The organism is Microcoleus sp. AT3-A2, from assembly GCF_036705685.1.
Lineage (GTDB): Bacteria > Cyanobacteriota > Cyanobacteriia > Cyanobacteriales > Microcoleaceae > Microcoleus.
This window is the reverse complement of record NZ_JAUBVF010000029.1, coordinates 38203-50840: the sequence shown is the minus strand read 5'-3', so window position 1 is coordinate 50840 and position 12638 is coordinate 38203. Positions and strand designations below refer to the sequence as shown.

Here is a 12638-nt window from a genome sequence, read left to right as displayed (position 1 = left end):
GAGAACGCGCAAAAGGCTGTAAATATTTCTTAACAAAGCTTACGCCTTTTGGCAGTCAGAGCTTCCTCTTGCGAACAAACGCTCAACTAAGGGCGAAGCTATACGCGATCGTGTGACCATCAGATGTATTTCCCAAAAATAGAGCGGACGATCGCTCAAAGATGAGGGAGGAATTTGATGCACCTGAAAAAGCCTGAATTAAGTTGAGAAATATAGCATATTATTCGAGCGGCGATCGCCAGATAACAGGCGATCGTTCGTCAAAGCTCGCTCGACGTTGTAAAAACTGTTTAATGCCCCAAAAATAATTACATATTTACAAAAATTAGTGCAAGTGACCAGACTTTATATCCCCGAAAAAAAGCGATAAATTTTAAGTAGACTGTGGCTGTTGGTTTAACAAACCCGACGCTGCCTACGATTTTGTTGCGGCTGCTTAGCTGGTGTATAATTTATGACATATTGGTCAATTTTTCACTGTCCATCCCAAGCTCAAAATATGCTAGGCTAGAATGTTTCCAAAGCTTGAGATACACCATGACGTATGTATCAATCATTAGAAGAGTCAGCCATTTCGACTAACCCATCTACGGAACCGTCCTCTCTAATTCTGATTGTGGATGACGATGCCTTGATGCGTTTACAACTTCGACTGTATTTACAGAAGGAAAAATACCGAGTGGCCGAAGCTACGGATGGGTTGACAGGGCTAGCAGCTTATGAGGAAGTACATCCAGACCTAATCCTCCTAGATGCAGTGATGCCTACTATGGATGGTTTTGCTTGTTGTCAAAAATTATCTGAAGTGCCTCAGAGCGATCGCCCACCTATTTTGATGATTACTAGCTTGGAAGACAAAGAATCTGTTGATCGAGCGTTTGCAGCGGGAGCGGCTGACTATATTACTAAGCCGATCCACTGGGCTGTTCTGCGACAGAGAGTGCGACGGTTGATTCAGCAATTCCATTTGCAACAGCAACAAACCCTACTTTACAAGCAGCTAGAGGCCGCCAATCGACAATTAAAATACCTCGCGTCAATTGACGGTTTGACTCAGATTGCCAATCGCCGTCAGTTTGACCAACAGCTAGAGGAGGAGTGGCGACGCATGACGAGGCAGCAAACTCCTTTGTCACTGATTTTGTGTGATATCGATTTTTTCAAGCCTTACAACGATACTTATGGACACCAAGCAGGGGATTTATGTTTACAGCAAGTTGCCACAGCTCTCAATCGCAGTATTAATCGAGCTGGAGATTTAGTAGCACGTTATGGAGGTGAAGAATTTGTAGTTATTTTATCCGACACCGAGCTTGAGGGAGCCGTCCAAATCGTTAAGCAAATGCAGGTTCGCATCCAAGCTTTAGCAATAGTCCATAAGAGTTCTCCGTATCATTGCATTACGCTCAGCTTCGGTATTACCAGTGTGATTCCTACCCAAGAGAGCCGGCCAGAAACTTTAATTACTGCTGCCGATGCAGCACTTTATCACGCCAAAGACAAAGGTCGTAACACTTTTTGTACCACGATTCATACAGTTAATGAATTCACCCGTTAAATCATAAGGGTAAAAACTATGCCTCTCGTCATTTGGAATGATTCGTTAAGTATTGGTATTCCAGAAATTGACCACCAGCATAAACAATTAATTGATCAACTCAATACCTTAGTGGATGCCATGTTGGCAAACCGTGGAAAGGAAGAAATAAAAAATATTGTATATTTTTTAGACTTGTATGTAGCACAACACTTCGGCTTTGAAGAAACTTGTATGCAAAGATACAAATGCCCAGTTGCATCTAACAATGCAGCGGCGCATACCAAATTTATTAAAACACTGAGCGAAGTTAAACAAGAGCTACAAACCAACGGAGCGAGTCTTTCGTTAGCCATTAAGGTTAATGAACAATTGCTAGATTGGTTCGTGAACCATATTAAAAAAGTCGATCGAGAACTCAAGTCGTGTATGAGTAAGCCTTGATTGCTGCTGGAAAGCTTAAATAATCGATGGTGCGATCTTCATGGAAACTGTCAGGTAAATAATAGATCGGCTCGATGGCGCTTTTTTTATCGGAATCAGGTAATATTCAGCAACTAGCGATTATAAAAGTTTATGGGAAGGGCTAGCTCAATGCGTAATAAAAGATGGTTAGGTGCGATCGCCCTTCTCACTGGTGCGGGTTTTCTGGGCAACCATTGCAATTTGTCTCTTTTCTTTGGGGTTGATTTCCTCTTTGGCAGTATTCCCATACTGATTATTACTTACTACTTCGGCTGGGGCTGGGGAGGCTTGGCTGGTCTAATTGCAGGCAGCTATACTTATATCCTTTGGAATCATCCATACGCCACGATTATTTTGGTAATTGAGGCTCTGTTTGTAGGGTTTCTTTGCAAGAAGCGCAAACAGCCAAATATCCTGTTATTCGAGGGAATTTACTGGTTCTTAATTGGAATGCCCCTCGTTTGGCTTTTCTACGGTCAAATGATGCAGATGGATGCGAATCAGGCCATCCTCGTTATGTGCAAACAAGCAGTCAACGGCATTTTTAATGCCTTAGTTGCCAGCTTGATCATTTCGTATGCGCCGATTTATCGGTGGATTAGTGCTTCAAAGCATCTCGCCCTCTCTTTACAACAAACTATTTTTCATCTGTTGGTAGCTTTTGTATTTATTCCAGGACTGATCCTATTAGTTTTTGATGGTAGATACTTTGTTGGTCAAATCCAAACCACGGTGCAAACGGATTTACAAACAAACGCAACAACTATCACTAGCGCCATATCTAGATGGCATCAGCGACATCTCTTAGCTTTGAATACATTAGCTGAAGAATCGCTCATACCTGAAGCCACAACTGCTGCTAATACAGCGATTCAATCATCCGAGCAGCTACAAAAAAAAATTAGCCTAATCGAGCAGTTGTTGCCTGATTTTGACAAAATTTATGTTGCCGATTCATCTGGAACAATTTTAGCTACTTCTTCTCGTTTTAATCAAGCCCGTCGGCGCTTGATAGAACAAAGCAGGGAACATAAATCTCTCATTACCCTGGCTCAAGAGCGATCGACACCTTGGATGACTTCTATTCACAAACATTTATTAATGGACGAACCTAATGTAGGATTGAATGTGCCCCTGCAAGTTCAAGGTCGTTTTATTGGGCTGATCCACGGTTCATTAGGATTGAGCAAGATCAAATCTCTCTACATTTTCCAGAGAAACGATCAGAAAATACGCATTACATTGCTAGATCAAAACAACCGAGTCATTGCGAGTAATCAATCCGACCAAAAGCTTTTGACCAGTCTTGAGGAGTCAAAGGACGGCAGCACTCGCATCTTAGAGGGAACCTTGCAGCAGTGGCTTCCTAGCAATAACAAGAATCCAATGATCCGTTGGAAAAACTCTCTGTATATAGAGGAATTTACAATTAGCTCCGATCTGGACTGGAGATTACGCTTAGAAATTCCAGCAGCTCCCTATGTAGAAAATTTACAAAATCGCTACAAGGCTGACTTGAGTATTTTACTCGTCATCACAATGTTGGCATTTTTGTTTGCAACGCTGGTTAGCGAACGACTGGTCAAGCCATTATCCTATTTAGCTCTTGCGACTACCGACTTACCCAACAAGCTTTCAGAAGAAACATTTGAATGGAAACATAGCTCTGTTACTGAAATCAATGAGCTTGCTGGCAATTTTCAATTGATGGCGATCGTCCTTAATCAAAAATTTAGGGAGATTCAACACGCCAACGCTACATTAGAACAGCGGGTTCAAGAACGAACGCAAAAATTATCTATAATCAATCGATCTCTGAAAGCTGAAATTAAGAGACGTAAACAAGCCGAAACTGAGCTAAGAACAAGAGAGGCGGCGATACGAGCTTTATATGAAGTCACTGCTACCCAAAATCTCAATTTTGAGCAGCGCATCCAAGCGTTGATTGACATGGGATGTGAGAATTTTGGGCTTGAAAGTGGCATCTTGGCTCGTGTGCAAGATAATATTTATGAGGTGATGGTTGTGCGATCGCCCGATGGAGTCCTGAAACCAGGTGACGTCTTTGATATTAAGGAAACTTTGTGCTGTGAAGCTTTAGACACAAATGAACCCCTAACCATCGAACATATAGGCACCTCCAAATGGCGTTACCATCCTGCCTATGTTGTCCTTGGCATAGAAGCTTATATTGGAACACGAGTATTAGTTGCAGGCCAAGTCTACAGTACACTCAGCTTCTCTAGTAAATCTCCCCGTGCAGACAGCTTTAAATCTGCCCATGTGGAATTACTGAAGCTGATGGCTCAATGGATTGGTAGTGAAATTGAACGGCATGAGGCAGAAGTCGCTCTGCAAGCGAGTGAAGAGCGGTGGGAACTCGCCCTACGTGGTAGTAATGATGGGGTATGGGATTGGAACGTCAACACCAATGAAGCATTCTTCTCCGCTCGCTGGAAAGAAATGTTGGGCTACGAAGACCATGAAATTCCCCATCACCTGGACGAATGGAGCAAGCGGGTGCATCCCGAGGATCTCGGTTGCGTCATGCAAGTAATTCAAGATCACTTTGAGGGAAAAACTTCTTTTTATACTACGGAACATCGAGTTCTTTGTAAGGATGGGAGCTACAAGTGGATTCTAACTCGAGGGCAGGCGCTTTCGGATGAAGCGGGCAGAGTTGTCCGTATGACTGGTTCTCACAGCGATATTACCGAGCGCAAAAACTTAGAGCAGGAAATTCAAGCCAGAGAGCAATTATTGAATGCTTTCTTTAAAGGAGCTTCCCTAGCAGGGGTGGGGCTGTGTATCCACGATCAACAGTTTCGATTTTTACAAATCAATGAGGCACTAGCTAAAATTAATGGCCACTCTGTGGAGGCTCACTTAGGTAAGACAACCGATAATGTTTTGGGAGAATTTGCTTCTGGTGTGAATCCACTATTACAACAGGTTTTAACAACTGGAAAACCTTCGATCAACTTGGAAATTAGCACAGAAGTATCCAGTCAAACGGGTGCCAAGCGCTACTGGCTAACTTCTCACTTTCCCATTTTCAAGTATGCAGAGCAGCCTATAGCGGTGGGTTGCATTCTAATTGAAATTAGCGAGCGCAAACGAGCCGAAGCGGAACTGCAACAAATGAGTGCGGCGCTAGAAAATGCCGTGGCAGGCATTTCTCGGCTGGACCCTCAAGGATGCTATATCTCTGTCAATGTGACTTATGCTGCCATCTGCGGATATCAGCCCGAGGAAATGCTAGGGATGGAATGGCAAAGAACCGTTCATCCTGAAGATGTTGAGAAGATGGCGGCTGCTTATGAGCAAATGTTGAGAGACGGCAGAGTCGAAGTGGAGGCTAGGGGAATGCGAAAAAATGGCTCTAGCTTCTATAAACAAGTGGTGATGGTCTCTACTTATGACGAGCAAAATGTGTTTGTCGGGCATCACTGCTTCATGAAGGATATTAGCGATCGCAAGGAGGCAGAAGAAGCACTACAACGACAGTTGCAAAAAGCCCTACTGCTGAAGCAAATTACCGAAGAAATTCGTCAAAGCCTCAATGCTCAGCAGATATTTGCAACGGCTGCTATTCAGATTGGGCAAGCTCTTGGGGTGAGTCGCTGCTTAATTAGCACATACCAAGACAATCCACTGCCTCAGTTTCCTATCGTTGCCGAGTATCTAGCAGTGGGGTCAGCGCCCAGCGGGGAGCATGATATTTTGTCGGCCAGTCCTGCTTATACAAAACAATTGATGGCTCAAGATGAAGCCATCGCCTCCCCGGATGTCTATTGCGAATCATTGCTCACCTGTGCTCATTCAATTTGTACCAATCTCAATTTGAGATCGACATTAGCAGTGCGAACCTCTTACCAAGGAGAACCGAATGGTGCCATTTGTTTGCACCAGTGCGATCGTTACCGTCATTGGACCACCGATCAAGTGGAGTTGCTAGAATCAGTCGCGGCTCAAGTAGGAATTGCCCTAGCTCAAGCCAAGTTACTAGAGCAAGAAACTCGACAACGAGAAGAATTAACTCTGAAAAACTGTACCCTGGAGCAAACTAGACTGGAAGCAGAAGCTGCGAACAGAGCCAAAAGTGAGTTTCTGGCGATGATGAGCCATGAAATTCGCACTCCCATGAATGCGGTTATTGGTATGACGGGACTACTGCTCGATACAGAACTCAAGGCTCAACAGCGAGACTTTATCGAGACGATTCGTAATAGTGGGGATACCCTCCTTAGCATCATCAACGACATCCTTGACTTCTCCAAAATTGAGTCGGGCAAGCTGGAGTTAGAAAAGCATCCTTTGAGCTTGAGAGATTGTATAGAAAATGCGATCGACCAACTTGCAGTAAAAGCAGATGAGAAAAATATTGAATTGGGCTACTTCATCCAGCCTCAGACTCCTAACTTCATTTTGGGTGATGTCACCCGTCTCCGTCAGATTCTAGTTAACTTGCTCAACAATGCGATTAAGTTTACTGAAGCTGGGGAAGTTACCATTTCCGTAGAAGCCTCTCTAGTGGATTCTGACAAAACAATTTCTGAGCCAGGTAACTTGTCAGAAAGCTTGTATGAAATCCAGTTTGCCATTCAAGACACAGGCATTGGTATTCCAGCCAACCGGCTCGATCGACTGTTCAAGTCTTTTAGCCAAGTAGATGCTTCGACGACTCGGCAGTATGGAGGGACTGGTTTAGGTTTGGTGATTAGTAAGCGACTGACTGAAACGATGAACGGCATGATCTGGGTTGAAAGCCGAGGCCACGTCGGAGGAACCCCTTCACCAAAATGGCAAGCCGCTAAGCTTAATCGAGTCACAATGGGTTCTACCTTCTACTTCACGATTGTGGCATCCTCTGTGGCTACTGAGTTAGCGGAACCGATGGAAATGTTACCAGAACTATCTGGCAAGCGTTTATTAATCGTGGATGACCAGCCCACTAACCGACAGATTCTGACGTTGCAAGCAGATACTTGGGGGATGCAGAGTCTGGCTGCCCAATCGGCTGTGGAAGCGCTCAACTGGCTTGAGAGTGGAGAAACCTTTGATGTGGCTATTTTAGATATGCAAATGCCACAAATGGACGGCCTCACACTCGCTTCAGCCATCCACCAGCATCCTAAGTACCACCGTTTACCCCTAGTGTTGCTGACTTCAATGGGCTACCCAGAAGCGAGTTCTTCAGCGCTCTCCACCCACTTTGCGGCTTTTTTAACCAAACCCATCAAACAATCCCAGCTCTATCAAATACTGATCCATGTGCTACAAGCTCAACCGAAAAAAGTTCAACAACAACTTCCTAAATCTGTTCAGGATGATATGAAACTGGCCCAGAGACTCCCACTGCGAATTCTTTTAGCAGAAGATCATCTGGTGAATCAGAAGGTGGCACTGCTGCTGTTAGAGCGTTTGGGATACCGGGCAGATATTGCTGCCAATGGATTGGAAGTTTTGGAAGCCCTGAATCGCCAGCCTTATGATGTGGTGCTGATGGATGTACAAATGCCAGAGATGGATGGACTAGAAGCCAGCCGTCGTATTTGCCAGGAGTGGCCGGCTCATACTCGTCCCAGGATTATTGCCATGACGGCAAATGCCATGCAGGGCGATCGCCAGGTTTGTCTTGATGCTGGCATGAATGACTATATCAGTAAACCAATTCGACTAGAGGCTCTCATCCAAGCGCTGAGTCAGTGTCCACCCAACCCGGAACCGCAGCAGGCCCAAAAGGAGGAATCAGATAGCAACAAGCCAGAAATTGATGTGCCAGCGGTTAACCTCACTGAACTACAAGCCTTCTGTAGCAGCATCGATCAAGATTCAACCCAGATTTTGAGCTTGCTGGCAAACTGCTACTTTGAGGAATCTCTAAAGTTGCTACAAGCTATGAAATTAGCGATCGCCCAAGCGGATACTCAAACCCTAAAGCGAGTGGCTCATACCCTCAAAGGCAGTAGTGCGAATCTAAGCGCGAGTCCTCTGGCCCAGCTTTGTAGCAGGTTAGAAGTCATCAGTACCTCTGGTGAACTAGATCAAGCCTCAACGCTGTTGGCTCAAATCGAGGTTGAGTACGATCGTGTCAAGAATACTCTCCAACAAGAACTAGAAAAGACCGAAACTGATCTGTAAAAGTCAATTAAATAGGCATCTTTTGGCATCAGAACTTACGCAACTGTCACATCTCCGAAGTGACAAAAGAGAGATAATGACTGATAACTAATGACTAATGACTAATGACTGCTGGCTCCTGTCGAAGCGGAATCTCGATCACAAACTCAGTACCTTTCCCCAATTCCGAATTGCATTTTAAAACGCCGCCGTGTTTCTCTACCACAATTTGGTAACTAATTGACAGTCCCAATCCAGTACCTTTACCCACTGGCTTAGTCGTGAAAAAAGGGTCAAATATGCGTTTTCTCATAGATTCCGAAATCCCCGTACCGTTATCAGAAATCCGAATCAGCGCGCTAGGAAGAGTACCATTAAGTTGACCGACAGCAGTAGAGATTTTAATTTGAGGATCTACAGATTGACCAGCGAGCAACTTGTGCGATTCCAAAGCATCGATCGCATTCCCAATTACATTCATGAATACCTGATTCAACTGTCCAGCATAACACTCAACTCGATGCAAAATGCCGTATTCTTTCACTAGCACAATGTTTGCACTGTCCGCATTAGATTTCAGCCTGTGCTGTAAAATTAACAGCGTGCTGTCAATGCCCTCGTGAATATCAACCGCCTTCATTTGACTTTCGTCAAGACGAGAGAAATTCCTTAAAGACAGAACTATTTGACGGATGCGATCGGCTCCCACCTTCATTGACGATAGCAATTTTGGCAAATCTTCTAGCAGAAATTCCAAGTCAATATCTTCACTCAATTTGTCTATTTCAGGACTATAAGCGGGATATTGCTGCTGGTAAAGTTCCAGCAAACTCAGTAAGCTAGCAGTATATTCACTAGCGTGATTGAGATTGCCGTAAATAAAATTAACCGGATTGTTAATTTCGTGAGCAATCCCGGCTACCAGTTGCCCCAAACCAGACATTTTTTCAGTTTGAATCAATTGAGCTTGAGTGTGCTGCAAATCTTTTAAACTTTGAGCGATTTGTTCTGCTTGGCGTCTGGTTTGAGCCAGCAAATCGGCTTGTTGGATAGCAACGCCTAATTGATTGGCAATCTGAGCTAAAAAGTTAACTTCTGAACTTTCCCAACAGCGGGGCCCAGAATGTTGATACGCTGTCAGCAAACCCCAAAGTTCTTGTCCTACAAAAATCGGCGCGATCGCATAAGCCTTCACCTGAAATTGCTCTAAAATACCAATGTCACACTCCGAGTGACAAGCTTGATAGATATCGTCAACGACTATCGTTTCATTATTCAGATACTTGCCACCTTGGTTTGACTGCAAATAAGTATCTTGCCAAACCGTACTGATACCTTCCCCTACCAATTTTATCCAGCCATCTTTCACAAACTCGGCAATATATTGACCGCTCAAATCAGGATTTAAGCGATAAACGGCTATTCTATCGACTTGCATAAACTGACCAACTTCTTGAGTTGCAGTCTTAAAAATCGCGTTGATATCGAGAGATTCTCGAATCTTAGCCACCACTTCAAACAGTATCCGCTGTTGCTCGGCTGCCCACTGCAAATCAACTGATTGCTGCCGCGTTTTAGCCAACAAATCTGCTTGTTCTAATCCTGCACTCAACTGAATTCCAACTTGCGTAGCAAACTGAATTTCCGAAGTGTTCCAATGGCGCAAACCGCTGCACTGGTGCACGCACAGCAAACCCCAAAGTTCGCTGCCATTCATCAGCGGCATAATCACCTGAGCTCTAATTTGAAATTGAGCTAAAAGAGCAGCATGGCAGTCTGAAAGTCCAGCATTTTCGACATCTGGTAGCACTTTAATCTGTCCCTGACTATATTTTTTGGCATAGTTTTCGCTAAAGAAATGATCGCGAACTTTTACATTCATTGCCGAAGAAAAACCAGGCAAAACATCTTCGGTAATAAATTCGCCTTCATTAAAGTTTAAACTAGAATCAAAGCGATAAATGCCAACTCTATCTGCCTTTAATATCCGCCGCACTTCTGTAGTTGTAGTACGAAAAATTGTATCTAAATCGAGAGATTGTCGAATCTTAGCAACCACCTCAAATAGTATTCGCTCCTGCTCTGCTACCCGCTGCAACTCAACTGCTTGCTGCTGAGTTTGAGCGAGCAAATCTGCTTGTTCTATGGCGATACTGAGCTGCGCGGAAATTTGGGTAGCAAACTTAATTTCGGAAGATTCCCAGTTGCGGGGAGCCGAACATTGGTGTACGCACAGCAACCCCCAAAGGTCGTTGCCTTTCATAATCGGTGCAACTAAAGTAGCTTTGACCTGAAATTGCTCCAAGACTTGCTGAAAGCAATCTTGCAGTCCGGCTTGTCTGATGTCGGACATGGCGTGAACTCGCCCCTGAGAGTAGAGATTGGCGTAGTTTTCTCCAAAGCAGTGATCGTGGACTTTGACTGCCATTGCTGACACAAAATCTGGCAAAACATCTTCGGCAACGAATTCGCCATCGTTAAATTCTGATGCGGAATCGAAGCGGTAAACCGCAACTCTATCGGCATTTAAAGCCCGCCGCACTTCCTGGGACATCGTGCTAAAAATTTTGTTCAATTCGAGGGATTTCCGCATTTTTGCTACCACTTCAAACAGCACTCGCTGCTGTTGGGTCAACTGCTGTAGTTGAGCGGTGCGCTTTTGAACTTGATTTTCTAAATTTGTGTTAAGTTCTTCTATTTGTTGATCTAGTTGGTAGTGGTTGATAGCATTAGAAAAGTGGGTGCTAAAAATTTGGAATAATTCGATTTCTTCAGTTTTCCATTCGCGAATTTGGGCTGTTTTTGACTCTTTCCACGCTTCAAAAGAGATCCGAGATTGGGCAAGCCGCCCGTCGCTATCAAACTGTCTAGCCCAGAGAGTTTCGGTGTCAAATTCTTCTCGAAAAATGGTCAAGTAACCGAATATTTGCTGGCGGGTTCTGAGCGGTACGATTAAAATGCTGCGAATTTTAGTCGATCGAAATGCAGGTTGTAGGCTTCTCAAACTGCTAATTTGGTACAAGTCGGGAATTGCCCAAACCTGTTGCTCGCCGGATTTAAAATATTCGTGCCAGACGCTGTATTGCTCCACCTGCGGGTATTTTGCCGAAATTGGCATCTTCGGCTCTGAGCCGCAAGTGTAGACTGTGAGTTCGCCAGTGGAGTTATCCGAATAGGGAACTAGATTCGGAACTTTGCTGCTGTCGGAAATGAATGGTGTGGCGAAAATGCACAGCCTGCCGCCGCCGGCGTCTAGTGCTGCTACCGATTCTGCCAAAGCTGTTTGGAGTTCAATCGCTGGCTGGGAGTTAAGGGCTGCGGCGACGCGGTTGACTGCGGCTTCCCGTTGAGCTTTAGCCCTCGCTCGCGCGAGGAGGGTTGATTGGGCTATGGCGACGCCGAGCTGATCTGCCACCATCTGAACGCCTTGGAGTTCGTTTTCTGCCACACTCCGGGACTCGGAGTGGTGAGATACCAACAACCCCCAGAATTCTTCGCCGTGAAAAATTGGTACTACCAAGCAAGCCTTGACGCCCAGTGCAGTCAAGTATTCAGCGTGGCAGGGGTCAACCGCACGAAAGCGGATTTCGTCGTCGGGCAGCAGTTGGCCCGAAACCGCCTCGCGGCGCGGACTTTGGCCTAGCAGCCCGGAATCTATATCGACGATTGATCGCACCTGTAGTTGCGCGAACATTTCGCGGGCGTGAGGGGGAATATCGTCTGCTGGAAAATGCAGCCCTAATAGGGATGGCAAGCGGTTGCCGTTAATTGATTCGGCAATAACTTCACCGCTACCGTCGCTATGAAATTTGTAGATTTTTACTCTGTCTGTTCCCAAGAATGATTGAACTTCCGCTGCTGTTGCGCTCAGAATTTCGGGTAGTTCTAGAGAGCGGCGAATGCGGTTGGCGATGCGATCGAGCAAATTTGCTCGATCGAACGTCATCTTGAGATTTTCGATCTTTAATGAGTCCATTATTAATCTTTTGCTTTCCTAGCAATAACAGTAAGCGGCCCAAAAGTTTTGTGCCTGTTAAAAAATTCGGCAAGCACAGCCATTTAATAAAATATAAATATCCTGATGGCGATCGTCGATTAGTTTTGCACCTGTAGCGATCTGCCTTAAAACTGCAACTTTTCAGTGCAACTTTCCATTGTATGGGATTAAAACTTTTGTACTTTAAATATAAACTTTGTAGACCCTGCCTTGCAAGCTCTTTACCCCAACGGATTAAACTTGTCAAGTTTCAAGACTTGCAGAGTCATTCACCGCCACCGATGAAGATCGCACCGAAATATTTCAGTCCTGGATGCAAAAGCTGGCTCAGGAACGAGCTTACGGAAAGAAACAGCATGGAATTCAAAAGTTTAACTCAGAAACCGGGTTTATACTTCTAGGATTGGATCTGCTGCTAATGGGCTTGGAGAACAGTCGATCGACAATCCGTAGCTTTTTCAGATATTATTAGGTCAAAAAAAGCTCCTGCAGTTAAGCAGGAGCCTTTTTCAACTA

4 protein-coding genes are annotated in these 12638 nt (G+C 44.8%); 3 read left to right on the top strand and 1 reads right to left on the bottom strand.

The genetic code is table 11. The features are described from left to right. Positions 1 to 544: 544 nt before the first annotated feature. The 3 genes from QUB37_RS17280 to QUB37_RS17270 all read left to right on the top strand — a co-directional run bounded on the left by QUB37_RS17280 (position 545) and on the right by QUB37_RS17270 (position 8146). The gene (locus QUB37_RS17280) at positions 545 to 1558 is read left to right on the top strand and encodes a PleD family two-component system response regulator (RefSeq protein WP_333164163.1); all 1014 of its coding nucleotides are present in this window, start codon (positions 545 to 547) and stop codon (positions 1556 to 1558) included. A gap of 18 nt (positions 1559 to 1576) precedes the next feature. Continuing rightward, positions 1577 to 1981, top strand: coding sequence for a hemerythrin family protein (locus tag QUB37_RS17275; RefSeq protein ID WP_333164160.1), 405 nt, complete (start codon positions 1577 to 1579; stop codon positions 1979 to 1981). Positions 1982 to 2113: 132 nt separating this feature from the next. Beyond that, positions 2114 to 8146, top strand: a complete 6033-nt coding sequence (locus QUB37_RS17270; RefSeq protein WP_445300035.1) for a response regulator — start codon at positions 2114 to 2116, stop codon at positions 8144 to 8146. A 94-nt stretch (positions 8147 to 8240) separates the two neighbouring features. On the opposite strand, the gene QUB37_RS17265 is transcribed toward QUB37_RS17270, so the two are convergent. Further along, positions 8241 to 12101, bottom strand: coding sequence for a GAF domain-containing protein (locus QUB37_RS17265; RefSeq protein ID WP_333164156.1), 3861 nt, complete (start codon positions 12099 to 12101; stop codon positions 8241 to 8243). Between the last annotated feature and the right edge of the window lie 537 nt (positions 12102 to 12638).